The sequence below is a fragment of the Rhizobium anhuiense genome (assembly GCF_003985145.1).
Lineage (GTDB): Bacteria > Pseudomonadota > Alphaproteobacteria > Rhizobiales > Rhizobiaceae > Rhizobium > Rhizobium anhuiense.
On record NZ_ML133525.1, the window covers coordinates 267,475 to 293,921 of the forward strand.

The following is a 26,447-nucleotide window of genomic DNA, read 5'->3' on the forward strand; positions in this document are numbered from 1 at the left end:
AGGTTTCCGGACAACGCATAAATTATGCATGGGAATGCAGGAAAGCTGCAGGCTCAGCCGATGGTCGTGACAAGGCGGCCGGCGCTGCCATCGGAAAGCATGATCCTTTCCCAGCTCACGTGCCCGGCCGCAATCGGCAGCAGCGCATTGCCGTTGGCGCCGGTCTCGAGAATCAGCGACGAGAGCCTGCCTGCATGCCAGCCGCGCTCCTCCAGCGACTGCTCGGCTGCGGCGATTTCGGCGGAAGCATAAGAAAAAAGGGAACGGCCGAGAAAGGCAGCGAGCGGCGCCCGCCATTCCGCCTGCCGCGGGCGGGAGGCTGATAGCAGCCGGTGGGTCCGGTCGCAGATCAGATGCACCGGGCGAACGGAATCCTCGACCAGCCGCTTCAGCGCCGCATCGACTGCCGCATGTCGAGGCGCGGCGAAAATCCGTTCCAGCTTGACGGCCTGTTCGGATGAGAGGGCGAGCTGATCGCGCTCCCAGCGTGAGACCGTCGCCTGGTTGACGCCGAGGAGTTCGGCGAGATGTTCCTGCTTCATGCTGCGCAACAGCCGCATGCGGCGTATGCCGGCCCCTGTTATCATCATCTGTCCTGTCCAATGCTTTGCCGCCAGCATAGGGCTGTGGCGGGCCGGGCGACAAGGCGGTTGGACAGTCGGCATTTTATTCGGGCTGGCCTTCGAGATCGCTTCTCAGCCGGTCGAGTATAGAGAGCGCATGGCCGGCATAGGCGCTGATCCAGCGGTCGTAGATGTGCTTGATCGGCAGGCTGTTTAAGTGGTTCCAGCGTTCGCGGCCCTCCTTCCTGGCGATGACCAGGTCTGCCTCCTCCAGCACTTTCAGATGCTGCATCACCGTGCAGCGGTCCATCTGAGGAAACATCTCGCAGAGAGTTCCCGTGGTGCGGGGGCCATCCTTGAGCAGATCAAGGATTTCGCGGCGGCGATGATGCGCCAGCGCTTTGAAAACAGGGTCGTCGGTTGATTCGCTTGACATGTTATATTTTTATAACATAATGAAGCCAAGTACAATGGAACAGCACAATGGAGAAGAGGAGAAGTGCCATGTCTCTCGGAATCCGCATTTCCGGCCGTATCGGCCGCCCCGTGGCGGAGGTATTCGACGCCGTCGTCAACCCGAAGAAACTCAGCAGCTATTTCACCACGATCGGCGGGGCGAGCGCGCCGCTCGTCCAGGGCACGACGGTGACTTGGTGGAAGGATGCGCCAGTCGAAGTGATCGAACTCGTGCCGGAAAGCCGTATCGTGCTGCGATGGGACGGCGGCACCGGCGAGGATGAGGCAAGATACAAGACGCTGGTAGAGATGAACTTCAAGCCGCTGGAGGATGGCGGCACGCTGGTGACCATCGCCGAGACCGGCTGGCGCGAAGACGATGCCGGCCGGCGCGGCACCTATCTCAACTGCGAAGGCTGGACGCAGATGCTTTGCTGCATGAAGGCCTTCGTCGAATATGGCATCAACCTGCGCGAGGGCATGTTCCTCAGCGAAATGAAGGGTGAGCCGGCCAGCGCACCTGACGCTTGACGAAGCATTGGTTTGCAGGAGATCGGCGGCGCAATCGTCGCATCCGCCAATATCACCGAGACTTCGCTTGCCTGTCACACTGCGGGTGCTAATTTCCGGATTCGATACTTCATTTCGGTTTCCAGGAGATTCATATGCAGCTTGGCATGGTTGGTTTGGGCCGCATGGGCAATTATATGGTCCAGCGCTTGATGCGAGGCGGTCACGAATGCGTCGTTTACGACGCCAGGCCGGAAAGCGTCGCCGATCTCACGGGCCTCGGTGCGACCGGCAGTGGTTCTCTCGAGGAATTCGTCTCGAAGCTCACCCATCCGCGGGCGATCTGGCTGATGCTGCCGGCGGCGATCGTCGACAAGGTGCTGGCGAGCCTGGTGCCGCTGCTTGAGAACGGCGATATCGTCATCGACGGCGGCAACTCTTATTACCACGACGATATCCGCCGCGGCGCCGAACTCATCACCAAGGGCATTCATTATGTCGATGTCGGCACCAGCGGCGGCGTCTTCGGCCTCGAGCGCGGCTATTGCTTGATGATCGGCGGCGAGAAAGGCATCGTCCAGCATCTTTCCCCAATCTTCGCGACATTGGCGCCCGGCCCCGGCACGACGGAAGCCTCGCCGAACCGGAGCGCCAAAGCGGCGGCGGCCAGCACCGCCGAACAGGGTTACCTGCATTGCGGCCCACATGGCGCCGGCCATTTCGTCAAGATGGTGCATAACGGCATCGAATACGGTCTGATGGCCGCCTATGCCGAAGGCCTCAATATCCTGAAGCACGCCAATATCGGCGCTGCCTCGCACGAGGTCGACGCTGAAACCGCCCCGCTCGCCCATCCGGAACACTTCCAGTATGACCTGAACCTGCAGGATGTTGCCGAAGTCTGGCGCCGCGGCAGCGTCATCACCTCCTGGCTGCTCGATCTCACGGCCGATGCGCTGCATGCCGATCCGGCACTATCGAAATATGCCGGCCGCGTTTCCGACAGCGGCGAAGGCCGCTGGACGATCATGGCGGCAATCGACGAAAGCGTGCCGACGCCGGTGCTGAGTGCGGCGCTCTATGGCCGCTTCTCCTCGCGCGACAATGACGAATTCGCCAACAAGGTGCTGTCGGCGATGCGCGCGGGCTTCGGCGGCCACGTGGAAAAACCGGTCCCGAAATCCTGAAGGCCGGCGGTTTCACTCGCCGTTCCGACAAGCCGTCATCCTGACAGAGCGAGCGCAGCGCTTCGTTCGAGGGCGGCGATGTCGGCATCTCCTAGCCATCGGTATGGTTTTCCTACTGCTTGCTGGCGGCAACGGTCGCGGGTATCCATTGCAAAATGTTGGGGCTGCTTCATCCAGGCGGCCGACTTTTCATCGGAGGCGGTCATGAAGCGTGGCATGGCAGGGGGCTTGAAGGCCGTCCTATTCGGCATATTGGCATTGCTTGCGCTTTTTTCGGCTGTTTCGCCCGGCTTTTCCCAAACGCCGCCGGCGCAAGTCCCTGCCGCGGCCACCCCGCCGGCGCAGGTGCGTGAGATGATGGAGCTCATGCAGACGCCCGAGGTCAAGCAGTGGATGTCGACGCAGATGGCCGCGACGCCTGCGGCCAACGCAGCGTCTGAAAACCAGATGTCGGTTCTGTCAGGTCTGCTGCAGCATGCCCGCCGGCATGTCTCGATGGTCTCCGATGCGGCGATGACGCTGCCCTCGCAGGTCGGCAATGCGTCTTCGCTGTTCTTCGGTGAAATCGCCGTCACCGGCTGGCCGCGGATGGTGGCGCAATTCCTGGCGATTTTCCTGCTCGGCGCGATCGTCGAAAGCATTGCCCGTTATGCCTTCCGCCGCCGTCGCCGCCGGCTGATTGAGATGGCGGGCATGCATCTGGCGCCGCGCGTCATCCCGGCGCTGATCTTCGCGGCGGCGACCATGCTCACGCTTCTCAGCCTCAGTTGGCCGCCGTTCAGCCAAAGCATCGCGATCGTCTGCGTCGTCGCGCTCATCGTCCAGCGCTTTACGATCTGCCTCGGCGGCGTGCTGGTCGATCTCATCGGGCTGGCGCGGGCCGACGAAGAACGGCAGGGGATCACCGCTCCGATCATGCCGGGACGTGACGTCGCGCTCTTCTGGTATCGCCGCTGTGCGACCTTCGTCATCTATTTCATCTTCGGCTGGGCGGCGATCCAGTCGATGGAGCCGCTTGGCTATACCCCGAGCGCCCGGCTCCTCGTCGGCTATATCCTCGGCATCGGCCTGTTGCTGATCGCGATAGAGGCGGTCTGGTCACGGCCGCACAAGGACGAGAAGCGCGGTCACGGGACCTCCTGGGCGCTCACCGTCTATTTCCTGTTGCTGTGGAGCATCTGGGTTGCGGGCTTCAACTGGCTGCTTTGGCTCGGCATCTATGTGCTGCTGCTGCCGCGCGTGCTCGCCGTTTCGACGCTTGCGGTGAGATCGCTGCAGCAGACCGAAGCAAGTTTCCTGGCCACGCGCCGGATTGCGACGGTGCTGCTCGACCGGGGCGTGCGGGCATTGATCATTGCCGTTGCCGCCATCTGGCTTGGCCATATGCTCGGCGTCGGCGCCGATACGATGGCCGCGGGCGACACGATGGTCGACAAGATCGCGCGCGGCGTCATCGGCGGCATCGTCATCCTGTTGGCCGCCGACCTGCTCTGGCATGTCATCAAGGCCTATATCAATGGCAAGCTGCTCGATTCATCCGTGGATGGCGGAACAACGGATGAGGAGAAGGCCAAACGCGCGCGGATACATACGCTGTTGCCGATCTTCCGCAATATCCTTGCCGTGGTGATCGCGGTCATCGCCGTGCTGATGGTGCTGTCGGGCCTCGGTATCGAGATCGGGCCGCTGATCGCCGGCGCCGGTGTGGTCGGCGTCGCTGTCGGCTTCGGCGCCCAGACGATCGTCAAGGACGTCATCAGCGGCATGTTCTATCTCTGGGACGATGCCTTCCGTATCGGCGAATATATCGAGAGCGGCAGCCACAAGGGCGTGGTCGAGGCCTTCAGCCTGCGTTCGGTGAAGCTCAGGCACCATCGCGGCCCGCTGACGACGGTGCCGTTCGGCGAACTCGGGGCGGTCAAGAACCTCAACCGCGACTGGACGATCGACAAGATCAGCCTCAACGTCAAATACGACACCGATCTCGTCAAGGCGAAGAAGGTGATCAAGCAGATCGGCCAGACGCTGCTCGAAAATCCGGAATTTGGTCCGCACATCATCGAGACGCTGAAGATGAAAGGTGTCGAACAATTCGGCGAATTCGCAATCGAAATCCGGCTGTCGATGATGACGAAACCTGGCGAGCAATTCGTCATCCGCCGCAATGCGCTGGCGATGATCCGCAATGCCTTCAAGGAAAACGACATCGAATTCGCAGTGCCGACCGTGCAGGTGGCGGGCGATCGCGACGCGGAGGTTGATGCCGCCGTGGCGCGCTACGCCGCGCATGCACGGGCGGGCAGCGAGCCGGCGGCGTAAACCCTCACATCGCCCCGGCGGCTGCAATCAGCAGGCCACCGATGATCGCCATGTTGGTTTTCCAGGTATTGATCGCGCTGTCGCGCGCCGTACCCTGCATGTCCCAGAAATTCAGCAGCATGATGGTGGCGGCAAGGGTGAAGACGATGAGGCCGAATGCCGCCGCCGCGACGAAAAGTCCCAGCATCAGCAGGAGGCCGGCCGCGATCTGGAACAGGCTGCCCGAGAGCAGTACCCATTTTGCAAAGGGAACGCCGCGGGCTTCGATTGCCGCGGTCAACGGCACGATGACGAAAAAATGATGAATCCCGCCCGCGACATAGAGGCCGCCCAGCAATAGGCGTCCGAGGACAAGCATCATGAGGGCCGGACTATCCTGCATATCGAACCGTTCTCCCGGATCTCAAATCCCATCGTAGGGCCAAGTTCTTTCGAAGCTTACGAAAATGCAATGTGCCGCGACGCCGGCCTGCGCAAATTCGCCCCAATTGAGGATGATTGAGGCGCAAAGGGCGGGGCGGGGTAGCGGCGGCATGGCTTCATAGAGCTTCCATGCCTCCTATGTTACGTCTTTCAAAAATGATTCCCGCCACGCTAGCAGTTGCGACAGGTACGAGATGTCGGGTCACGGCAATTTGGAAAATATAGAAGAATCGGACGGCGGGTTTTCTTTTCGCGGGCTATTCAGACGGTACAGAACGCCGCTGACGGCCGCGGCGACACTCGTGGTCTTCTGCCTTGTCGGTTATGCGATCATGCAGCTGACCAACGAGGTGCGCTACGATGACGTCGTCGACGCGCTGGCGGCAACCCGGCCGAGCGCCATCCTGCTTGCTCTGTTCTTCACGGGGCTGAGTTTTCTCTCGCTGATCTTCTACGACCTCAACGCGATCGAATATATCGGCAAGAAACTGCCTTTTCCGCATGTGGCGCTGACGGCGTTCAGCGCCTATGCGGTTGGCAATACCGCCGGCTTCGGCGCGCTTTCAGGCGGTGCGATCCGTTACCGTGCCTATACGCGTCTCGGGCTCTCGCCGGAGGATATCGGCCGCATCATCGCCTTCGTCACGCTGTCCTTCGGTCTCGGGCTTGCGGGCGTCGCGGCGATCGCCCTCATCATCATCGCCGACGAGATCGGCCCGCTCATCGGTGTCAGCGCCTTCCTCCTGCGATTGATCGCCGGTTCGATCGTCGCCATCCTGGGCGCGGTGATGATCATCGGCCGTGACGGGCGCGTGCTTGATCTCGGCCCTGTGGCAATCCGCCTGCCGGATTCGCGCACCTGGTCGCGCCAGTTCCTCGTCACCGCCTTCGATATCGCCGCCTCGGCGTCGGTGCTCTACGTGCTGCTGCCGCAGACGGCAATCGGCTGGCCGGTCTTCCTCGCCGTCTATGCCATCGCCGTCGGTCTCGGCGTGCTCAGCCACGTTCCGGCCGGCCTCGGCGTGTTCGAGACCGTGATCATCGCGTCGCTCGGCAGCGCGGTGAACATCGATGCCGTGCTCGGATCGCTGGTGCTCTACCGGCTGGTCTACCATGTGCTGCCGCTGCTGATCGCCGTGCTCGCGGTGTCGGCGGCGGAGCTGCGTCGTTTCGTCGACCATCCGGCCGCCTCCAGCGTGCGGCGCATCGGCGGACGGCTGATGCCGCAGCTGCTCTCGGCTCTTGCGCTGCTGCTCGGCGTCATGCTGGTGTTTTCGAGCGTCACGCCGACGCCGGACCAGAACCTAGAATTCCTCTCCAACTATCTGCCGCTGCCGATGGTCGAAGGGGCGCATTTCCTCTCCAGCCTGCTGGGGCTGGCGCTCGTCGTCGCCGCACGCGGCCTCGGCCAGCGGCTCGACGGCGCCTGGTGGGTGGCGGTGTTCTCGGCTGTCGCCGCGCTGACCTTGTCGCTGTTGAAGGCGATCGCGCTGGTTGAAGCCGCTTTTCTCGCCTTCCTCATCTTCGGGCTCTTCGTCAGCCGCCGGCTCTTTACCCGCCATGCCTCGCTGCTCAACCAGGCGCTGACGGCGTCCTGGCTGATGGCGATTGCCGTCATTGTCGTCGGCGCCGTCGTCATCCTGCTCTTCGTTTATCGTGACGTCGAATACAGCAACCAGCTCTGGTGGCAGTTCGAATTTACCGCCGAGGCGCCGCGCGGGCTGCGCGCCGTGCTCGGCATCACCATCATCTCGTCGGCGATCGCCATCTTCAGCCTGCTTCGGCCGGCGGCCTTCCGGCCGGAACCGGCCACGGACGAGGCACTGGCGCGTGCCGTCGAGATCGTCATGAAGCAGGGCAATGCCGACGCCAATCTGGTGCGCATGGGCGACAAGAGCATCATGTTCTCGGAAAAAGGTGACGCCTTCATCATGTATGGCCGGCAGGGCCGCTCCTGGATCGCACTGTTCGACCCGGTCGGCGAGCATCGCGCCGTGCAGGAGCTCGTCTGGCGTTTCGTCGAAGCGGCGCGCGCCGCCGGCTGCCGGGCGGTGTTCTATCAGATCTCACCGGCGCTGCTTTCCCATTGCGCCGATGCAGGCCTTCGCGCCTTCAAGCTTGGCGAACTGGCGGTTGCCGATCTCAGGACCTTCGAGATGAAGGGCGGCAAATGGGCGAACCTTCGCCAGACGGCAAGCCGCGCCCAGCGCGACGGGCTGGAATTCGCCGTCGTCGAGCCGCAGGACATAGCCTCGGTCATCGATGATCTCGCCGCCGTTTCCGCCGCCTGGCTCGAGCATCACAACGCCAAGGAAAAAGGCTTCTCGCTCGGCGCCTTCGATCCCGATTACGTTTCATCGCAGCCGGTCGGCATCCTGAAAAAGGACGGCAGGATCGTCGCTTTCGCCAATATCCTTGTCACCGAATCCAGGGAGGAGAGCACGATCGATCTGATGCGCTTCTCGCCGGACGCACCGAAGGGCTCGATGGACTTTCTCTTCGTGCAGATCATGGAATATCTGCGCGGACAGGGTTTCACCCACTTCAATCTCGGCATGGCGCCTCTTTCCGGCATGTCGAAACGCGAGGCGGCGCCCGTCTGGGACCGCATCGGCAGCACTGTTTTCGAACACGGCGAGCGCTTCTATAACTTCAAAGGCCTTCGGGCATTCAAATCCAAGTTTCATCCGCACTGGCAACCGCGCTATCTTGCGGTCTCAGGAGGGGGCAATCCGATGATCGCGTTGATGGACGCGACATTTCTGATCGGGGGCGGATTGAAAGGGGTAGTGAGAAAATGATCAGGACAATCCTTCTTGCCACGGCATGCGCCTGCATGCTCGCGGCCGCACCGGCTAATGCCGCCGAGGAAACCAAGCAGAGCTTCGAAACCGGGCTCATTCCGTCGCCGCACATCTTCCTGCCGGAAGGAGAGGTGAAAGGCACGGTGATGCTGATCTCGGATGCCGCCGGCTGGGGCGACTATGAGAAGGCCGAGGCCGACAGGCTGGTCGCCGAAGGCGCCGTCGTCATCGGCGTCGACTTTCCCTCCTACATCCAGGCGCTCAGCCGGTACGACGTCAGCCTCAACGACGGCTGCATCTACATGGTCTCGGATATCGAATCGCTGAGCCAGCAGGTGCAGCGCGCGACCGGCAACAGCGCCTATCATCTGCCGATCGTCGCCGGCATCGGCGAGGGCGGAGCCTTGGCGCTGGCGATCGCGGCGCAAACGCCGGATGCGACGATCGGCCAGACGCTTGCCGTCGATCCGGTCGCCGGCATTCCGCTCACCCAGGCACTTTGCACGCCGGCTTCCAAGCAGGTGGTTGGTCAACGCACAGTCTATGGACTCAGCGACGGCGTTCTGCCGGACCCTGTGATCACCGTCTTCACGCCTAATGCCAACAAGGATGGCCGGGCGCATGCCGAGGCATTGAAGAAGGCCCATGCCGAGATAGAAATCCGCGATTCCACCGATGATGCGCAGACGGTGTTTGCCGATACGCTCGACGATCTCGTCACCGCCTCCGGTGCCTTCGGCAACCCGCTTGGCCTGCCGTTGGCGGTGCTCGAGGCGACGCCCGCCTTCGATACGATGGCGGTGATCTATTCCGGCGACGGCGGCTGGCGCGACATCGACAAGGAGGTCGGCGGCACGCTGCAGAAGGAAGGCATTCCTGTCGTCGGCGTGGATTCGCTCCATTATTTCTGGTCCGAGCGTAAGCCGGAGGAGACAGCCGGCGATCTTTCGAAGATCATCGACTTCTACCGCAAGCAGTGGAAGGTGAAGCATGTGCTGCTCGTCGGTTATTCCTTCGGCGCCGATGTCGTACCCGCCACTTATCAGCTCCTCAAGCCGGCTGAAAAGTCGGCGGTGGCGCAACTATCGCTATTGTCGCTGTCGCACGAAGTCGACTATGTCATTTCCGTTCTCGGCTGGCTCGGTCAGAGGACGGAAGGGGCGGGAGGCGATCCCGTCAGCGATGTGAAGAACATCGATCCGAAGCTCGTGCAATGCATCTACGGCAAGGACGACGATGACGATGTCGCCTGCCCGGCGCTGAAGGATAGCGGCGCCGAAGTCATCGAACTGCCCGGCGACCATCACTTCGACGAGAATTACGACCTTCTCACCAAGACGATCATCGACGGGCTGAAGAGGCGACTGCAGGACTAGAGCAATTCCAGGAAAAGTGCGAAGCGGTTTTCCGTCCGGAATTGTGTAAACAAAAGTTAGAGCGGTTCTGCGCTTCTGCGAAAAACCGAACCGCTCTGAAGCGCAGCGCGTCCGATAGGACGCGCTAAGGACGCTGATTATCAGCGCATCAGCGTCTCTTCGCTCCAGCCGAGTTCGGCAAGTTCTGTGCCACGTAACCGCGCATCGTCGGCGACGATGAACTCGTCGAGTTGCGGCGGAGCGACGCTGGTGCCGCAAAGCATCGCATGCACCTGGCCGCGATGATGGGTCTGATGCTGGAAGAGGTGGGCGAGCACGTCTTCCATCCGCTCCTCCTGGATGCGAGCGCCGCGATGGAGGCGGACGGTGGAGGCCAGCTTCTCCGGCGTCAGGGCCTCGCAAAGCGCTATCAGGCGCTGATCGACCTTCGCCTGCGCCTCTGCCAGCGAGGAAACGTCATCGAAGGGTTCGTCGACCTCGAAGGCCTGGAACCCGAGCGTGCCGCCTTCCAGGCCATCGACATAGAACCAATCGACCGTGATGATATGGTTCAAGGTTTCCTTGAGCGAGGGGAAGAAGCTGGTGCGCGGTGCCTCGAATTCACCGGGCTTCAATGCCGCGCAGGCCTGAAGCAGCCGGCGGTTGGCAAGCGCATTGTTATAGGCAAGTTTGCGAAACGGCCTGACGGGATCGAAGGTCGGCATTGGCACATCTCCTCTTCACACGTGCTGGAATGTTTGCGTCAATCCTCGTCATCGAGATTGCCGTCCCGCCAGACGAGGTGACGGGGCGCGGCAGGCAGGTTCTCGATTTCATCGGCGATGAAATAGGGCGGGATGTCGAGCGCGGTCAGGGCCGTGCGCGTCGCCGACACCCATTTGAATTCGAGATGATTGTCGCCGTCTTCGACGCGATGGATGATTTCGTGTGACTGAAAAGGGAAGTCCGGCGGGATCTCCATCAGATAATAGAGGCCGAGCTCATGCCAGTCGCGCTGCTCATAGTGGAAAAAATTCTCGACGATCCAGAGCAGGCGGGAGACGGTGACGTCGACGCCCAGTTCCTCCATCATCTCCCGTTTCAGCGTCTCCTCCGACGTCTCGCCTATTTCCGCCCTGCCGCCCGGAAAGGTCCAGAAGGGTTCATGCACGGCGCGGTGAACGAGCACATGGCCATTGCGAAAACCGAGGCCGGCGATGCGATAGTTGAAACGCTCGGCGCCCGCATTCAGGCGGATGAGAGTGCGCTTGGTCATGCCATTCTATCCAAGATCGATCACGACGATTTCCGGCGGCACGCCGAAGCGCACCGGTGCAATGGAACAGCCGAGACCGCCGGACACGATGATATTACGCCCCTCCTCAACCATATGGCCATAGGCGTAGCGATTGCCGTAACGCGAGGGCACGACCGGCGAACGGCCCAGCAGCCGGATCTGTCCGCCATGCGTGTGGCCCGATAGCGTTAGCGAGACGCGCTCTGGCACGCGCGGGAAGATATCGGGTTCATGGGCGAGCAGGATGACAGGCGCATCGTCGGTCAGCTGAGCCATCGTTCCCTCGAGATCGTCGAGGCCGAGCATATGCGTGCGGCCCCACTTCCGGCCGGGCAGCAGCGCCAACTGATCTTCGAGGCCTGCGAGCCAAAAGCCGCGGCCATCCTTTTCGAGCCGAACGGCGCGGTTGCCATAGACCGGGATTCCGACATCGGCGAGAGCCCGGTGTCCGAATGTTTCCATCCCGCCGTTCTTCTGGGCGGTGCGGTCCTCCCACCAATCGTGGTTGCCCATGACCGCATGGACTCCGAGAGGAGCCCGCAAGGTGGCGAGCGCCTTCGACCATTGGCCCGAATGCACGTATTGGGTCACCATGTTCATGCCGGCGGCATAATCGCCGAGCAGAATGGTCATATCGCCTTCGAGTTCATTTGCCCTGTGGCAGATCGCGGCAATGCGACTTGCCGACATCCAGGGTTCGCAGGCGTGCAGATCGGCGAGCGCGACGATGCGGAGCTTCAGCCCCGGTGTCCATCCCGGCGGTGTCAGCCGGTAGCGGGTGATGGCGAGCCGCGCGAGCGGTTCATAGGCGAAGGCATAACCACCGAGCGACATGACGCCTGCGACACCGCCGCCGAGAACCTTGAAAAATCCGCGGCGGGTGATCACTCAGCTATCCTCCTGAAACAGCCGGAACTGCGCAGCCTCCATATCCTTAGGTGGTTGCATTCCCAGATGTTTCCACGCGATTGCGGTCAGAACGCGGCCGCGTGGCGTGCGCTGAATGAAACCCTGCTGGATCATGTAGGGCTCGATGATGTCCTCGATCGCGTCGCGCGGCTCGGAAAGGCCGGCGGCAATGGTTTCAATGCCGACTGGGCCGCCGCCGAAATTGACCGCGATCATGTTGAGGTAACGTTTGTCGAGCTGGTCAAAGCCGACATTGTCGACCAGCAGGCGGGTCAGCGCCTCGTCGGCGATCTCGCGGGTGACGGCCTCTGCCCTTGCCACCTCGGCAAAGTCGCGCACGCGCCGCAACAGCCGGCCGGCGATGCGCGGGGTGCCGCGGGCGCGTCTTGCGATCTCGCGGGCGCCCTCTTCGGTGATCGGCAGGTTCATCAGCCGCGCGCCGCGGCGCACGATGAGTTCCAGTTCCTCGACGGTGTAGAAGCTCAAGCGGACCGGAATGCCAAAGCGGTCGCGCAGCGGCGTCGTCAACAGTCCGAGGCGAGTGGTGGCTGCCACCAGCGTGAATTTCGACAGGTCGATCTTCACCGAGCGAGCTGCAGGGCCTTCCCCGATGATCAGGTCGAGCTGAAAATCCTCCATGGCCGGATAGAGGATTTCCTCGACGGCGGGGTTGAGACGATGGATCTCGTCGATGAAGAGCACATCTCGCTCCTCGAGGTTGGTGAGCAGGGCGGCGAGATCGCCAGCCTTGGCGATCACGGGACCCGACGTCGAACGGAAGTTGACGCCGAGCTCCTTCGCCATGATCTGCGCCAGCGTCGTCTTGCCGAGGCCGGGCGGGCCGACGAAGAGCACGTGGTCCAGCGCTTCGCCACGGTTTTTCGCCGCCTCGATGAAGACCTTGAGATTGGCGCGCGCTTCCGCCTGGCCGGTGAACTCGTCCAGCGATTGCGGGCGCAAGGTGATATCTAGGTCTTCGCCCCGCTTTTCCGGTGATATCAGGCGGGCGGGTTCGCTCATGTCAGAAGCTCCATACCTGGCACAGTCTTGAACGCGTGCCGGTCAAATGTCTTGGTCGCCTGGCATCCCTCATCCGCGGCGCGGTAGCCAATCAAGGCATCGGCAAAATCTGCGTTTCGCGTTTCCACGGCCCTCAGGGCCTTGATCACCAGGGTCTGGTTCTCGATGTCCAATCCTCTGACGCGTGTCAATTTGCCGATTGCCTCGACAACATCCTTTTTCTTGAAGCCGAACCGGGCGCGCAACGCCCAATCCAGTTCCAAGAGATTCAGAAGCGAGAGAAATCCACGATAGTCCCTGCCGATACCTTCACCGAACTTCAGCGCGGCAGCCCTTTGCTCCGTATCGTCGTCGACAATAAGCCTCAGCAGGACGTTTGTATCCACACCATACGCAATCATGCGGCGACATCCGATTTCGACTGCGTGGCTTCGTCGACCACATCGCTGCCCGCAGCATCGGTCACCGTTGCGTCGATCTCCTCCAGCGAAGCACGTCCATTTGGAGGCGATCCGAGAAGGCCTGCGAGATCGTTGAAGTTGATCGATTTTGGTGTGATCACGACCTCTCCGTCGATGATGGAGAAAACAAGCTGATCGCCGGGCTGAAGACCGAGAGCATCCCGCAGTTCCTTCGGAAGCGTTATCTGGCCCTTGGGTGAAAGCGTAAATTCTCCCCACATCGATCAGTAGTCCTATTTTGGTGAGTGAGTCGGAAAATTTGTCATTTGTCGGAAAATCGACAGTTTATCCTACTCTACCGCGCCAGTTCCTTCAATCCCAATCGGATCAGCTTGGCGCTGTCTGCACCATCGCCTGCCGTCTTCATGGCTGCGGCAATCGCATTCGCCGCCTGGTCGCGGGAATAGCCGAGGTTGGTCAGTGCGGAAACCGCATCGGCGACAGGTGCTGCCGCGACACCTTCGCCGAGTTCCTGTTTGAGGCCGATATTGATCGCTTCGCCGGCAAAGGCCGGCGCCCGGTTCTTGAGCTCGGTGACGAGGCGCATCGCCACTTTCGGACCAACGCCCGGTGCGCGGGAGACGGCGGCGCGGTCCTGCAGGGCGATCGCATTGGCAAGTTCGCCCGGCGTCAACGTCGACAGCACGGCGAGTGCCACCTTGGCGCCGACGCCCTGGACGCTCTGGAGCAGGTTGAACCATTCCCGCTCCAGCGCGCTCATGAAGCCGAAGAGCTTCAACTGGTCCTCGCGCACATAGGTCTCGATGAACAGCACGCAGGCCTCGCCGGCCGAGCCGAGCTTGGACAGGGTGCGGGCCGAACAATGGGCGACGTAGCAGACGCCGTGCACATCGACGAGCACATAGTCTTCGCCGATCTCGTCTATGGTGCCTTTCAGCTTGCCGATCATGGGTCGCGGTCTCTCAGCAGATGGGAACAAGTCAAGTATAGATTAACCGGCCAGTGCCTGGCGCATCCTGTTACTGCCGCGATTATGCGCGTGGCAGATGGCGATCGCCAGGGCGTCGGCAGCATCGTCGCCCTTGAATTCGACTTTCGGCATCAGGATCTTCAGCATCATGTGGATCTGGTGCTTTTCGCCATGGCCGACGCCGATGACGGCCTTTTTTACGGCGTTCGGGGCATATTCCGAAACCGGCAGGCCGGCACGCGCCGGCACCAGCATGGCGATGCCGCGGGCCTGACCAAGCTTCAAGGTCGCCACCGCATCCTTGTTGACGAAGGTCTGTTCGACGGCGGCTTCATCCGGCTTGTAGCTATGGACGATCTCCGCCAGGCCATCGTGCAATTGGCAAAGGCGGGAGGCAAGGTCCATGTCGCCATCGGAGGTCACGGTTCCAGACGCGACAAACCGCAAGGAATTGCCCAGCGTGTCAATGATTCCCCAGCCGGTGCGGCGAAGTCCGGGATCAATACCGACAATGCGAATCGTATTTTGCATGGTTCAACCTATAGCGATCGCGAAATAAGTGCCATCGATATGTGAACAAAACAAAAACACTCCCGGATTTAGGCCCCGCCATTTACCGCGAATTAAAACAGATGCCCGAATTCTAGTCGTCAATACGAGAGGGGCTTCTTTTCACGAAGATTAAGCCCCCGATGTTCTGTTTACAGGTCAGTCGATCGGGCATGCGCTGCATGCCAGGCTGGCAAGCGCGTTCAGAAGGGGTTCGTCGTACATGGCACAGAGATTTCAATCCCTGTCCTTCAAGGTCATCGTAACATTCATTCTGCTGACCGTGCTGTCGATCGCGGTCATCGACGTACTCGCCTATTTCGCCAGCAGCCGCATCTCCGACGAGCAGGCGCTGAAGGCCAAGGAAAGCGTGCTGATCTTCCGCGGCGACATGCTGCAGGACCAGCTGGCGCAGCTTGAAAACCAGGCCAACTCGATTGCGCGCATCGAGGCGCTGCAAATGTCGATCACCAGCCTGAAGAGCGGCTGGAAAACCATCGAGAAGACCTCGGGCGACGCTCGTGCCGAGCTGAAGAAGGTTTTCATATCGAACAATCCCAACCCGGCCGACCAGCGCGAGAAGCTTATGAAGCCGGAAGGGCCGAGCGGCTTTTATTATTCGAACCATGAGAAGACGCAGGGCGAAGTCGCCCGCGACCTCGAGGATACCGCCTTCAGCGACCTGCTGATCGCCGATCTCGAGGGCACGGTCCTCTATTCCTATAAGAAGGAGGACGATTTCGCCGAGAACCTGAAGTCGGACGCCTGGAAGGCAACCGGCGCCGGCATCGCTTTCGCCAAGGCGATCGAGAATACCGCCAAGGCGACCGATGATGCCGCGCCGACAGGTTTCTCCGGCCTTCGCGTCGATGCCGGCAGCGGCAAATCGGCGATCTTCTATGCCGTGCCGATCATCAAGCTCGGAGCGGCCAAGGGCATCATCCTCTTCAAGGTGCGCGACGACATCGTCACCGGCATCCTTGCCAAGGGCATCGTCCAGGGCAGCACGGCACGGGCGGCGATCGTCTCCGGCGATGGATCGGCTATCGGTCTCGATGCGGCCGGCAAGCTTGCGATGCTCGATGCCACACCCTTCACCTTCATCCAGAGCGCACTTGCCAGTTCGGCGATGACGGTTGCCGATTTCAACCGGGCGGATGGCGCCGCCCGTGCCTATGTCCGCGGCATCGACTATCGCGGCGACCGCTTCCTGGTGGTCGAGAGCGTGCTGCTCAGCGAACTCAATGCCGGCTCGATCGAGATCGCCACTCTGCTGACGATGATCGGCATCGGCGTGCTCGTCGTCATGGCGGTCGCGACCGGCCTCGTCACCAATTTCCTGTTTTCGCCGCTTGCGCGCCTTGCCGGCGTCACCCGCGATGTCGCGGACGGCAAACTCGACAGCGAGATTGGCAGCCTGAACCGCAAGGACGAAATCGGCACGATGGCCAACGCGCTCGCCCGCTTCCGGCAGTCGCTGATCGAAGGCCGCGAGCTCGAAGCCGCCAGTGAAGAGACGCGCCTGCAGGCCGAGCACGACCGCCAGCAGAATCTGGCCGAGCGCGAGGCAGAGGCGAAGACGCTGCAGCAGGTGGTCGAGGCGCTCGACGAGGGCCTGCATCATCTGGCGAACGGCGATCTCGCCTACCAGATCGATACACGCTTCCCGAACGAGCTCGAAAGCCTGCGGGTCAATTTCAACGAAGCGCTGGCGACGCTCAGCGAAACCATGACGGCAATCGGCGGCAACTCGATGGCGGTGCGCGCCGGCTCCGAGGAGATGCGCACCGGCGCCGACGAGCTTGCCGGGCGCACCGAGCGCCAGGCCGGCTCGATCACCGAAACGGCGAATGCGATCAGCGCCATCACCCAGTCGGTCCGTCAGCAGATCGAGCGGGCCGAACAGGCCGAGCGCATCGCTCGCGACGCCAAGAAGGAAACGACGGGCTCCGGCCAGATCATGCAGGAGACGATCGCGGCGATGGAGGCAATCCAGGCTTCCTCGCGCCAGATCAACACGATCATCTCGGTCATCGACGACATCGCCTTTCAGACCAACCTCCTGGCGCTCAATGCCGGCGTCGAGGCGGCGCGCGCCGGTGAATCCGGCAAGGGCTTCGCCGTCGTCGCCATGGAAGTGCGCGAGCTCGCCCAGCGCTCATCGAGCGCGGCGAAGGAGATCTCCAACCTGCTGCAGAAATCGACGCATGAGGTCGAAAGCGGCGTTACGCTGGTGGAAAGGGCGGGCGTTGCTCTCACGGGCATCGGCGCCCATGTCGAGGCGATCAACGGACAGATCAACGAGATCATGGGCGCGACCCGCGAGGAGGCCAATACGCTGCGTGAGATCAATAGCGCTGTCGCCGAACTCGACGCGATGACGCAGCAGAACGCCTCGATGGTCGAGGAGACGACGGCGGCGATCCACCGGCTGGCGACGGAAGCCCTGGAAATGGACCGCCAGCTCGGCAATTTCACGCTGCCGCAAGGCCACCACCAGCCGAGCGCCGAGGTGCATGTGCTGCGCCGTCACCGCTAAGCTATCGCTTCCAGCATCTGGCAGGGTCGCGCTCGCGCGGCCCTTTTTGTTTGCGCGCATGGTTTGGAATGGCGCGAGGGCGAACCTACATAGGCTGCATCCTTCAACTGCCCGGCAGGTTTTCCATGGTTCCCTTCTCCATACTCGACCTTTCCCCCGTTGCCGAAGGCAGCACCGTGCGTCAGTCCCTCGAAAGTTCGGCGCGGATGGCTGAGAAGGCCGAGGAGTTCGGCTACAAGCGCTTCTGGCTCGCCGAACATCACGGCATGCCGGGGATCGCCAGTGCCGCCACATCAGTCGTCATCGGCCATGTCGGGGCTGCGACCAAGCGCATCCGCATCGGCTCGGGCGGCATCATGCTGCCCAATCATTCGCCGCTCGTCATCGCCGAGCAGTTCGGCACGCTGGAGGCGCTTTTCCCGGGCCGCATCGATCTCGGCCTCGGGCGCGCGCCGGGAACGGATCTGCGCACGGCACAGGCGCTGCGGCGCAACCTCGAAGCCGGCGCAAACAGCTTCCCCAACGACGTGGTGGAATTGCAGCAACTCCTTGGCACGCCGGTCGAGAACCAGGCGATCCTCGCCGTTCCCGGCAATGGCTCGCATATCCCGATCTGGCTGCTCGGTTCCAGCCTTTACAGTGCGCAGCTCGCCGCCATGCTCGGGCTTCCATATGCCTTCGCCTCGCATTTCGCACCCGACATGCTGCTCGATGCGATCGCCATCTACCGTGACCGTTTCCAGCCTTCGGCGACACTCGACGAGCCCTATGTGATGGTCGGCGTCATGGGCGCGGTGGCGGCGACGGACGAGGAGGCGCGGTACCATTTCACCTCCGCCCAGCAGCAGTTCGTCAATCTGCGCCGCAATGTCCGCGGGCCGTTCCCGCGTCCGGTGGCCGATATGGAGGACTTCTGGTCGCCGATGGAGAAGATGAATGTCGAACACACGCTGCGTTATGCCGTCGTTGGCTCGCCAAAGACGGCCGAAGCGAAACTGACGGAGTTTCTGCGGGAAACAGAGGCCGACGAGGTGATCATCTCGATGCCGATCCATGACATCGAGGCGCGGCTGAAATCGGTGGAGCTCTTCGCGGGGCTGGGGAGCTTCATGCGAGCCGCCGCTTAGGATCTACACAAGGATCTTGCCCGCAAGAAAAAACCCGGCGTTGCGGCCGGGTTTTATTTAACGCCTGTCTGAGGAAACTCAGGCGGAGAGCTTCGCCAGCACTTCTTCCGAGACTTCGAAGTTGGAATAGACGTTTTGCACGTCGTCATCGTCTTCGAGCGAGTCGATGAGCTTCATCAGCGACTGGGCTTTTTCCTCGTCCACCGGCACGTTGTTCTGAGCACGCCAGATGGCCTTGACGGTTTCGGCTTCGCCGAGGCTCGATTCCAGCGCCTTCGCCACTTCGCCGAGGGCTTCGAAGCCACAAGTGATGTAGTGGCCGTCTTCGTCGGTCTCGACGTCGTCGGCGCCGGCTTCGATCGCGGCTTCCATCACCTTGTCGGCATCGCCGACGGAAAGCTTGTAGGTGATTTCGCCGACATGGTCGAAGGAGAAGGAAACGGAACCGGTTTCGCCGAGAGCGCCGCCGGCCTTGGTGAAGATCGAGCGGACGTTGGAGGCGGTGCGGTTGCGGTTGTCGGTGAGCGCCTCGACGATGATCGCCGTGCCGCCCGGGCCATAGCCCTCGTAACGGACTTCATCGTAGTTTTCGCCGTCGGCGCCGGCTGCCTTCTTGATGGCGCGGTCGATATTGTCCTTCGGCATGGACTGGGCCTTGGCGTTCTGGATCGCCAGGCGGAGGCGGGCGTTCATCGTTGGGTCGGGCAGGCCGGCCTTGGCGGCAACGGTGATTTCGCGTGCGAGCTTGGAGAACATTTTCGACCGCACGGCGTCCTGACGGCCCTTGCGGTGCATGATGTTTTTAAACTGTGAATGGCCAGCCATGGCACCCCTGTTCACGTCTCATTGTTCGGAATGGGCCGCCTTATAAGAGCGAAACGGCACCCGTTCAAGGAAAAAGCAGTTCGGAACAAAGGCGAGGGGATGACGTTTCAATCGAACTCCACCCAACGAAAGGAACGGTCATGGCAAGTCTCAGCGAGGCGCAGGAACATCCAGCACGTCAGCTCTGGGATCAGGTCAACGATGTTCATGCCGGCATGCTCGGAATTTCGGGGCTGGACATGCACATGCAGCCGATGGCGCCGCATGCCGATCCCACCACCAATACCATCTGGTTCTATACCAAGACCGATGCCGACATCGTGCGCGCCATCAAGCCCGGCAGCCGCGCACATTTCTGTGTCATCGGCAAGGATCACGATTATCACGCCTGCCTTGCCGGCGTGATCGAAGTGCGCCCCGACCCTTCCAAGATCGAGGAGTACTGGAGTTCGATCATTGCCGCCTGGTACGACGGCGGCAAGAAGGACCCCAAGCTCACCATGCTTTCCCTCCACGTCGACGATGCCGAGATCTGGGTTTCGACAGGCAACAAGCTGAAATTCGGCTGGGAAATCGCCAAGGCCAATCTAGACGACGACAAGATGCCGGATGTCGGCATCAAGCGTCATCTGCAATTCGCCTGACGCGCAAGGCTCCTGCATAATTCTTAAATCGGAACCGATTTAAGGATAAAATTGCAGCAATTCACAGTGCTACAGCGTCCTTTGCGCGTCTAAAAGACGCGCGGCGCTGCAGGAGGGAAACCGCCGGGCCTTTTACCGCACGCCCTTCAGCACATAGATCAGCGGTTTTTTCGGCAGCGTGCGCATCGAGACGGTGATGCTGTCGTCGGGCGCATAGGCGACGTCGAAATCCTTGCCGAACATCGAAACGAAGGCATCGACCGGCGGGCCGCGGCGGTGCATCGGCAGGATCAGCGACGAGCGCAGCCGCTTGATGACGCGGCTCATGCTGTCGGCGCCCATGGTCAGGCCGCCATCGACCGGCACCATGACGACATCGAGGCGGCCGATCTCGATATAATGGGTATCCGTCAGTTCGTAATGCAGGTGGCCGAGATGGCCGATGCAGAGGCCGGCGATCTCGAAAATGAAGATGGAATTGCCGTTCTCCTGCGAGCCGCCGAGGCCGTAGCTGAAGCGGATATCCGTCGGAACATTGCGGATATAGGCATCGCCGACGACGAGATCGATGTCGGCCTTTTCGCCGGGAACGTCGCTCCACCCATGCAGAACATGTTTGATGCCGGGATCGGGAGTCAAGGTGAAGTGGGTGGTGTGCGCCTTGTTCATGGTCACCACATCGGGCAACGTCGCCGGCCTGTACCAGCCGTTATAGTCTGTGGCGATGATGATGCCGCCGGGCGTGTCGATTTCGAAGGTGGAATGGCCGAGGAAGGTGAATTTGACGTCTTCGCCCTCGGAGACAGCAGGTATCGGCGGCGGGGCGCCGGAAAAGCTTGCAAAGGTCGCCTTGGGGATAGTCTGCGCGATCGCCTGGCATTGGCTGACGGGCGTTCGCTGCTCCTGTGCCCTGGCAGGACCCGGCGCGGCGAAGGCTGCAAGGCATGCGATAGCGAGGACAAGATATTGCGGCTTCATGCCACCCCTCCGGCGCTTTCACAGAGAGCGCCGCACGTCCGAAGGGCGCGCTAACGACGCTCGATCACTTTGAATTGGCGGCCGGAGAATGCGGCAAGTGGTCGCAGGGGTCTAGACTGGGGATGCTCACAATTGCGTGTTGGTCGCGGGATGAATTACCGCCAGAACTCCGGCACCGTCTCGGCCAACCGCGGTCCGAGCCGGAGCGGCCCGATCTTTTCGGCCAGTCCGGTGCTGTCGGAAATCTCGACGCCGACGCCGCAGATCGTCGCGGGGCCGTTGGCTGCTTCCATGCGGCCCTTCGGCATCTTGGAGATGAAGCGGTTGAGCGGCTCCTCCTTGTCCATGCCGAGGGAGGAGTCGTAATCGCCGCACATGCCGGCATCCGACATATAGGCCGTGCCGCCGTTCAGGATCTGCGCATCGGCCGTCGGCACATGCGTGTGGGTGCCGACGACGAAGCTGGCGCGGCCGTCGACGAAATGGCCGAAGCACTGCTTCTCGCTGGTCGCTTCCGCATGGAAATCGAAGATGATCGCATCGGCCTGCTCCTTCAGCGGGCAGGCGTCGAGGATCGCCTCCGCCGATTTGAAGGGATCGTCGAGTTCCGGGTGCATGAAGACCCGGCCCATGACGTTGGCGACGAGCACACGCGCGCCGTTCCGGGCATAGAAAAGGCCGGAGCCGCGGCCGGGCGTGCCTTGCGGATAGTTGGCCGGCCGCAGGAATTGATCGTGCCGCCCGGCAAAAGCAACGGCTTCCTTTTGGTCCCAGACGTGATTGCCTGTCGTCACCACATCGGCGCCGGCATTGATCGTCTCCAGAAAAATGTCCTCGGTGATACCGAAGCCGCCGGCGGCGTTCTCGCCGTTGACGACGACGAAATCGAGCTTGAGGTCGGAGATCAGGCCGGGGAGGCGGTCCCAGACCGCCGTGCGTCCCGTCTTGCCGACCATGTCACCCAGAAAAAGCAGCCGCATTCCCTATCCAATCCAAGAGGCAAAAAAGCGAAGGCCGCTTTCTGTCAGGATGGCATCCAGGCTAATGTCGTGCGGCTCAGCGGGCACATGTGCCACTTCCTGGCAGTCGAATGCAATGCCGATCAGCTTCGGATGCAGGCCTTTTTGCCTTAGCCGGCTGATGGCGCGGTCGTAGTGGCCGGCGCCATAGCCGATACGGTGGCCGCGGACATCAAAGGCCGAAAGCGGCACCAGCATGATTTCGGGATCGAGAATGGCGGCATCGGCGCCGGGGCCGACCGTGCCGAAACCGGTATCGACAAGCGGCGCATCTTCGGCCAGCTCGCGAAAGACGATGGTCTGCCGGTCGAGGATCGCCGGTACGCAGAGCCGCGCACCGCGCACGGCAAAGCGTGCCATCAGCGGCCTGAGATCGGCCTCCGAACGGATCGGCAGGAAGCCGGAGATGATCGTACCCAGCGCAAAACCAACGGCCTCGCCGGCATGATCGGCCATTGCGAGACTTTTGGCGGCACGTTTTTCGGCGGGGATGGCGTCGCGTGCGGACAGCCGTTCGTTGCGCAGCTGCGCTTTCAATTCTTTCGCGGTCATTCGATCTGCCGGTTCTGAGAGATTTGGCCGAGCATAGACGGCTGGATCTCCGATGCAAATGCGGGATGCGACAGCATCACGCCGGTTTCACGCCTCGCCCGCCGGCGGCTGCGGATCGTCAGACGACGATGCTTGTCGGTATCGTCGCGGCGGCGATGGAGAAGCCAGCGATGTCGGGAATGGCATTGACCCCGGCCTGCCGGTTCTGCTGCAGATCGCGCATCGCCTTTTCGAGCAGTTGTTTGAGTTCGCGCACAACCGCCTTGAACGCTTCCATCGTTTCGCGATCACCAGCCGAGATGTTGGAGAATTTCGGGGCATCCTCGGCAACGCTTTCATAGGCCTTGCGGGCGTTGGCTGCGGCGTCCGGTTCCTGCGAGCCGGTCTCGCCGGTCCGAGTGTCTCCTGAGATATCCGTCAGCGCGGCATCGGTCCCGCTGGTTGCGACCGCCGCTGTATCCACCGGAACCGCCGTTGCCGGACTGCCGGTCGCGACTGATGATGCGAATTCGGAGGCGGCGGTGCCGACCTTGCGCGCCAGTTCGACGGCCAGCCGGGTGACCACCTCAGGCGGCATGTTGGAACTGCGCAGCATCTGCAACTGCTGCTGTGCCTCTTCGAGCTTGCGTTGCGCCTTCGCCTTGGCTTCATCCCCCGAGTTCGCCAGGGTCTGGCGCATCTGCTGCAGCGCCTGAGTGGTGCGCTGCAGCTTGAGCACACCCTGACCGGCCTCGCTTCCGGCGACCGATGTGGCTGCCGTCGAAGACGCGCCGCGCAAGATGATGGAGGCAGACATGGTTGCGACCTGCATGGACAATCCCCCGATTTTCAATTCGGGCTCCCGATTGCAATTCGGCGCATTCTGCAACGTCAGGCTTGTGTGGACCTGTGTCTGCGGGACGTCGGCAATACAGCGGCCAGCCGCTGCATCGTCTCTTCGAACAGAGAGGTTCCCCCGGGCATCCAGCCGAGGGCGCGGATTTTCGCTGTGCTCATGGGGTTGAGCGCCGCCCTGTCGGCAGGAGCCGGCGGCGCGTGTCGACAGCTCGTCTCGCGGCGAATAGCGGAAAGGATATCGTGCGTGTCGATCGCGATGTCCGAGACGTTGAAGACCTCGCCGGAGATGCGGGTGCTTTCCGTCTCCAGCATCAGCCGTACCGCCCGCCCGAGGTCGCGGCCGTGAACCTCCGTTCCCATGCGGGCGACAACCGGTTGGCCGGCGAGGTAGTCGGCGATGAGTCCGTCCCATTTGTTCGGCGAGAGATCGCCATAGACGCCGGTCGCCCTCAGGCTGACGCCGGCAAAACCGGGTGCTGCGAGGTGGGCGAGTGCGCGTTCGGCATCGAGCTTGACCTGGCCGTAGAGTGTTTCAGGCTTGGCCAGCATCGTCTCCGCCAGTTCGGTTCCCCCGGGATGTTCGCCATAGGCGGCGCGGCTGGACAGGAAGATGCAGCGGCGCGTGCCGGCGCGTTTGGCGGCTTCGAAAAGCCGGACGGTGCCGTCAAGGTTCAACCTGTGGAAGGTCTTGGGGTCGTCACCCTCTCCGCCGCGATATTTGCCCGGAACATGGCTTAAGGCGGCATGGACGAAGAAATAGGCATCGTCGAAAGCGTCGATCTGATCCTTGTCGGGATCGAGCGAAAGCGCTGCGAACTCGACCGGGCGGGAGAAGAGGCGGGGCGGCGGCGCGCGGCGCCCGCCAACGATCACCTGATATCCGGCGGCCAGCAGTTCCTCGACGACATACCGGCCGACGAGACCCGTTCCGCCAGATACCAATACCTTCATGCTGCCCCTTCCGGATTGTTCAGCGCCGTGATCTCAGGCACATCATCGTCATCGTGGAAACGGTGCCACAGATCGATCAAAGGTTGTAGTCGCGCTGCCTTGGGATGATCCCTTTCCCACGGTTTTTCATACTGGTAATGCAGGATCGAAATGCTCTTCCAGTCCCAAAGCTCCGGCATGGTGAACCATACATATTGCAGCATGTTGAAATAAACCGGCAGGCCGTGCCAATCCGGGAAGAACGTCTCAAGAAACGTCTGATCGGTGCGCCGCCAGAAAGCGTCCGGCCTGTCGAGCCTTTCGAGCATGTGCCGGAATGTGTCATGCGAGGGCGTGGCGACGAAGACGCCGGAATTCATGCGGCGGAAGTCGGCGAGTCTTTCATAGACATTGGGGGCGGCGGAAAATTCCGGATAGAGGAAGAGCCTGTCGACATTCTTCAGCACGAGGGCGTCGGCGTCGATGAAGACGCAACGCTCGTATTCGACGAGCTGCCACAGCCTGAGCTTGCAGAAATTGTCGAGCGGCGAATGGAAATCCGGCTTGCGGCCCTTGGTAAAGGGGGCTGCGGAATGGAGCTGGCGATGCGCATGGCGTTCGTTGAAGGCGTCGGAGAGCGGCAGGTGCTGGACCTCGATCAGGCGACAGTCGAGCGCTTTCAGGGGGGCGAGGGCGCCTGCATCGACGCCGCCGGTGTGGAGGACGACGATGTCGGCGCTTGTGCCCGTGCGACGAAGCGAATTTGCCAGGGCGGTGGCGCCCATGGCGTAGTCGGCATTGGTGACGAGGGTGACGTAGGCGAGGTTTGAGGTAAGAGTCATCGCTGCAGGGGCTTCAACATAAGATACCGCTCATGAAACCGACTTCAGTCGCTTGCCTTCCGGATCGTGATTGATCGTCGCGGCGATGTCCTTGGTCCAGGCGGAGACGGCCGGAACGCGCGAGCGGTCGACGCGATAGGCGAATTTCTTCGCCACGTCGACGATCTCGCCGAGCAGACCCGCTTCCAGCGTGATCGGTTCGAGGCCGAGATTGCGGAATTTTTCGTTCCGGACGATCAGATCGTTTTCAGCGGCTTCCTTGCGCGGGTTTGGCAACCAGGCAATCTGGGCGCCGCTCATCCTGGCGATCATCTCGGCGAGGTCGCGTACCCGGTGGGTTTCCGTCATCTGGTTGAAGATCTCGACACGCGCGCCGCGCGCCGGCGGGTTCTCGAGCGCCAGTTCGATGCAGCGCACCGAATCCTGGATATGGATGAAGGCGCGGGTCTGGCCGCCGGTGCCGTGCACCGTCAGCGGATAGCCGATCGCCGCCTGGATGAGGAAGCGGTTCAGCACCGTGCCGTAATCACCGTCATAGTCGAAACGATTGATGAGCTGCGCGTGGCGGCGCGTCTGCTCGGTATGTGTGCCCCAGACGATGCCCTGGTGCAGATCGGTGATCCTGAGACCGTCGTTCTTGGCGTAGAACTGGAAGAGAAGCTGATCCAGGCACTTGGTCATGTGATAGATCGAGCCGGGATTGGAGGGATAGAGTATCTCCTGGCTGGCCGTCTCGCCGCCTGTGGTTTCGATGCCCACCGGCAGGTAACCTTCGGGGATCGCCGCGCCGACCGTCGAATAGCCGTAGACGCCCATGGTGCCGAGATGGATGAGATGGGCGTCCAGGTTAAGTTCCGTCAGCGCGTTCAGCAGGTTGTGCGTGGCGCTGACATTGTTGTTGACGGTGTAGTTCTTGTGGCGGTCGCTTTTCATCGAGTAGGGCGCGGCCCGCTGTTCGGCGAAATGGATGACGGCGTCCGGGCGGTTTTCGGAAAGCCAGTTCTTCAGAAGTTCGTAATCCCTGGCGAGATCGATCAGATTGAAGTGGATGCGGCGTCCGGTTTCGGCATGCCAGATGCGGGTGCGCTCCTGGATCGAATCCATCGGGGTCAGCGACTGAACGCCAAGTTCGGTGTCGATCCAGCGGCGTGAGAGGTTGTCGAGGATATGAATGTCATGCCCGGCATCGGAGAGATGCAGCGACGTTGGCCAACCAATGAAACCGTCTCCGCCCATAACCGCAATCTTCATCACATCGTCTCCTGATCGGTCGCTCATTATCGGGAATAGTTAGGAATTATGACAATCATTCAATGCCTGCCGGCCGGGCATTCAATGCTTGCCTGTCTTGAAGCGTTGCGCCAAAGAGG

At 61.8% G+C, this 26,447-nt stretch carries 28 protein-coding genes; 8 read left to right on the forward strand and 20 right to left on the reverse strand.

Translation table 11 applies throughout. The features are described 5' to 3' along the window. Positions 1–53 precede the first annotated feature (53 nt). The gene (locus EEQ99_RS16520) at positions 54–590 is read right to left on the reverse strand and encodes a helix-turn-helix transcriptional regulator (protein WP_028755527.1); all 537 of its coding nucleotides are present in this window, start codon (positions 588–590) and stop codon (positions 54–56) included. A 76-nt stretch (positions 591–666) separates the two neighbouring features. Continuing rightward, positions 667–999 (reverse strand): ArsR/SmtB family transcription factor, encoded by a 333-nt coding sequence (locus EEQ99_RS16525; RefSeq protein WP_028755528.1) that lies wholly within the window; start codon positions 997–999, stop codon positions 667–669. 68 nt (positions 1,000–1,067) lie between these two features. Between EEQ99_RS16525 and EEQ99_RS16530 the strand changes: the two genes are divergently transcribed. Together EEQ99_RS16530 and gnd are read left to right on the forward strand one after the other, a co-directional pair. Next, positions 1,068–1,550: an SRPBCC domain-containing protein gene (locus EEQ99_RS16530; protein WP_028755529.1), complete on the forward strand. Its 483-nt coding sequence runs from the start codon at positions 1,068–1,070 to the stop codon at positions 1,548–1,550. 134 nt (positions 1,551–1,684) lie between these two features. Beyond that, positions 1,685–2,716: a phosphogluconate dehydrogenase (NAD(+)-dependent, decarboxylating) gene (gene gnd, locus EEQ99_RS16535; RefSeq protein ID WP_063475349.1), complete on the forward strand. Its 1,032-nt coding sequence runs from the start codon at positions 1,685–1,687 to the stop codon at positions 2,714–2,716. A gap of 35 nt (positions 2,717–2,751) precedes the next feature. Here gnd and EEQ99_RS35150 read toward each other — a convergent pair whose 3' ends face one another. Beyond that, a complete protein-coding gene (locus tag EEQ99_RS35150; RefSeq protein ID WP_244604807.1) occupies positions 2,752–3,084 on the reverse strand; it encodes a hypothetical protein in 333 nt (110 codons plus the stop codon). Between EEQ99_RS35150 and EEQ99_RS16540 the strand changes: the two genes are divergently transcribed. Next, complete coding sequence (locus EEQ99_RS16540; protein ID WP_483251938.1) at positions 2,975–5,035, forward strand: mechanosensitive ion channel family protein; 2,061 nt, start codon at positions 2,975–2,977, stop codon at positions 5,033–5,035. The two genes, EEQ99_RS35150 and EEQ99_RS16540, sit on opposite strands and share 110 nt — an antisense overlap. 4 nt (positions 5,036–5,039) lie before the next feature. On the opposite strand, the gene EEQ99_RS16545 is transcribed toward EEQ99_RS16540, so the two are convergent. Further along, the gene (locus tag EEQ99_RS16545) at positions 5,040–5,417 is read right to left on the reverse strand and encodes a DoxX family membrane protein (protein WP_028755532.1); all 378 of its coding nucleotides are present in this window, start codon (positions 5,415–5,417) and stop codon (positions 5,040–5,042) included. A 235-nt stretch (positions 5,418–5,652) separates the two neighbouring features. On the opposite strand from EEQ99_RS16545, the gene mprF reads away from it, so the two are divergent. Then, entirely contained in the window at positions 5,653–8,259 is a 2,607-nt protein-coding gene (gene mprF / locus EEQ99_RS16550) for a bifunctional lysylphosphatidylglycerol flippase/synthetase MprF (protein ID WP_063475351.1), read from the forward strand. Further along, on the forward strand, positions 8,256–9,638 hold the full coding sequence (locus EEQ99_RS16555) for a virulence factor family protein (RefSeq protein ID WP_127430758.1): 1,383 nt from the start codon (positions 8,256–8,258) through the stop codon (positions 9,636–9,638). Before mprF ends, EEQ99_RS16555 begins: the two co-directional genes overlap by 4 nt. 140 nt (positions 9,639–9,778) lie before the next feature. Here EEQ99_RS16555 and EEQ99_RS16560 read toward each other — a convergent pair whose 3' ends face one another. From EEQ99_RS16560 to ruvC, 8 genes are all read right to left on the reverse strand, one after another. After that, positions 9,779–10,342, reverse strand: a complete 564-nt coding sequence (locus tag EEQ99_RS16560; protein WP_127430759.1) for a DinB family protein — start codon at positions 10,340–10,342, stop codon at positions 9,779–9,781. 38 nt (positions 10,343–10,380) lie between these two features. Next, positions 10,381–10,893: an NUDIX hydrolase gene (locus EEQ99_RS16565; RefSeq protein WP_028755536.1), complete on the reverse strand. Its 513-nt coding sequence runs from the start codon at positions 10,891–10,893 to the stop codon at positions 10,381–10,383. Positions 10,894–10,899: 6 nt separating this feature from the next. Beyond that, positions 10,900–11,802 carry a metallophosphoesterase gene (locus tag EEQ99_RS16570; RefSeq protein ID WP_127430760.1) on the reverse strand — a complete coding sequence of 301 codons (903 nt, stop codon included), beginning with the start codon at positions 11,800–11,802 and terminating at the stop codon, positions 10,900–10,902. After that, positions 11,803–12,843, reverse strand: a complete 1,041-nt coding sequence (gene ruvB, locus EEQ99_RS16575) for a Holliday junction branch migration DNA helicase RuvB (protein ID WP_097543113.1) — start codon at positions 12,841–12,843, stop codon at positions 11,803–11,805. Then, entirely contained in the window at positions 12,840–13,244 is a 405-nt protein-coding gene (locus EEQ99_RS16580; protein WP_097543114.1) for a type II toxin-antitoxin system VapC family toxin, read from the reverse strand. The genes ruvB and EEQ99_RS16580 overlap by 4 nt, the downstream gene beginning before the upstream one ends. Continuing rightward, positions 13,241–13,525 (reverse strand): AbrB/MazE/SpoVT family DNA-binding domain-containing protein, encoded by a 285-nt coding sequence (locus EEQ99_RS16585; RefSeq protein ID WP_127430761.1) that lies wholly within the window; start codon positions 13,523–13,525, stop codon positions 13,241–13,243. Before EEQ99_RS16585 ends, EEQ99_RS16580 begins: the two co-directional genes overlap by 4 nt. 74 nt (positions 13,526–13,599) lie before the next feature. Then, positions 13,600–14,214 (reverse strand): Holliday junction branch migration protein RuvA, encoded by a 615-nt coding sequence (ruvA, locus tag EEQ99_RS16590; RefSeq protein WP_028755539.1) that lies wholly within the window; start codon positions 14,212–14,214, stop codon positions 13,600–13,602. Positions 14,215–14,256: 42 nt separating this feature from the next. Then, positions 14,257–14,766 carry a crossover junction endodeoxyribonuclease RuvC gene (gene ruvC, locus EEQ99_RS16595; RefSeq protein ID WP_028755540.1) on the reverse strand — a complete coding sequence of 170 codons (510 nt, stop codon included), beginning with the start codon at positions 14,764–14,766 and terminating at the stop codon, positions 14,257–14,259. Positions 14,767–15,007: 241 nt separating this feature from the next. On the opposite strand from ruvC, the gene EEQ99_RS16600 reads away from it, so the two are divergent. Together EEQ99_RS16600 and EEQ99_RS16605 are read left to right on the forward strand one after the other, a co-directional pair. Further along, the gene (locus tag EEQ99_RS16600) at positions 15,008–17,323 is read left to right on the forward strand and encodes a methyl-accepting chemotaxis protein (RefSeq protein WP_047616505.1); all 2,316 of its coding nucleotides are present in this window, start codon (positions 15,008–15,010) and stop codon (positions 17,321–17,323) included. 125 nt (positions 17,324–17,448) lie between these two features. After that, positions 17,449–18,450: an LLM class flavin-dependent oxidoreductase gene (locus EEQ99_RS16605; protein WP_097543115.1), complete on the forward strand. Its 1,002-nt coding sequence runs from the start codon at positions 17,449–17,451 to the stop codon at positions 18,448–18,450. Between the two features lie 78 nt (positions 18,451–18,528). Here EEQ99_RS16605 and EEQ99_RS16610 read toward each other — a convergent pair whose 3' ends face one another. Continuing rightward, positions 18,529–19,275, reverse strand: coding sequence for a YebC/PmpR family DNA-binding transcriptional regulator (locus EEQ99_RS16610; protein ID WP_047616509.1), 747 nt, complete (start codon positions 19,273–19,275; stop codon positions 18,529–18,531). A gap of 140 nt (positions 19,276–19,415) precedes the next feature. On the opposite strand from EEQ99_RS16610, the gene EEQ99_RS16615 reads away from it, so the two are divergent. Next, positions 19,416–19,919 carry a pyridoxamine 5'-phosphate oxidase family protein gene (locus EEQ99_RS16615; RefSeq protein WP_028756321.1) on the forward strand — a complete coding sequence of 168 codons (504 nt, stop codon included), beginning with the start codon at positions 19,416–19,418 and terminating at the stop codon, positions 19,917–19,919. A 132-nt stretch (positions 19,920–20,051) separates the two neighbouring features. Here EEQ99_RS16615 and EEQ99_RS16620 read toward each other — a convergent pair whose 3' ends face one another. From EEQ99_RS16620 to EEQ99_RS16650, 7 genes are all read right to left on the reverse strand, one after another. Further along, positions 20,052–20,897 (reverse strand): MBL fold metallo-hydrolase, encoded by an 846-nt coding sequence (locus tag EEQ99_RS16620; RefSeq protein WP_028756320.1) that lies wholly within the window; start codon positions 20,895–20,897, stop codon positions 20,052–20,054. Positions 20,898–21,052: 155 nt separating this feature from the next. Further along, the gene (locus EEQ99_RS16625; RefSeq protein WP_047616736.1) at positions 21,053–21,877 is read right to left on the reverse strand and encodes a TIGR00282 family metallophosphoesterase; all 825 of its coding nucleotides are present in this window, start codon (positions 21,875–21,877) and stop codon (positions 21,053–21,055) included. Positions 21,878–21,880: 3 nt separating this feature from the next. Then, the gene (locus tag EEQ99_RS16630; protein WP_063475356.1) at positions 21,881–22,468 is read right to left on the reverse strand and encodes a 5-formyltetrahydrofolate cyclo-ligase; all 588 of its coding nucleotides are present in this window, start codon (positions 22,466–22,468) and stop codon (positions 21,881–21,883) included. 118 nt (positions 22,469–22,586) lie between these two features. Beyond that, the gene (locus EEQ99_RS16635; RefSeq protein ID WP_097543116.1) at positions 22,587–23,279 is read right to left on the reverse strand and encodes a hypothetical protein; all 693 of its coding nucleotides are present in this window, start codon (positions 23,277–23,279) and stop codon (positions 22,587–22,589) included. A gap of 59 nt (positions 23,280–23,338) precedes the next feature. Continuing rightward, positions 23,339–24,256, reverse strand: a complete 918-nt coding sequence (locus EEQ99_RS16640; RefSeq protein ID WP_097543117.1) for an NAD-dependent epimerase/dehydratase family protein — start codon at positions 24,254–24,256, stop codon at positions 23,339–23,341. Then, positions 24,253–25,077, reverse strand: a complete 825-nt coding sequence (locus EEQ99_RS16645; RefSeq protein WP_097543118.1) for a glycosyltransferase — start codon at positions 25,075–25,077, stop codon at positions 24,253–24,255. Before EEQ99_RS16645 ends, EEQ99_RS16640 begins: the two co-directional genes overlap by 4 nt. Positions 25,078–25,107: 30 nt before the next feature. Next, the gene (locus EEQ99_RS16650; RefSeq protein ID WP_047616745.1) at positions 25,108–26,328 is read right to left on the reverse strand and encodes an NAD-dependent epimerase/dehydratase family protein; all 1,221 of its coding nucleotides are present in this window, start codon (positions 26,326–26,328) and stop codon (positions 25,108–25,110) included. Between the last annotated feature and the right edge of the window lie 119 nt (positions 26,329–26,447).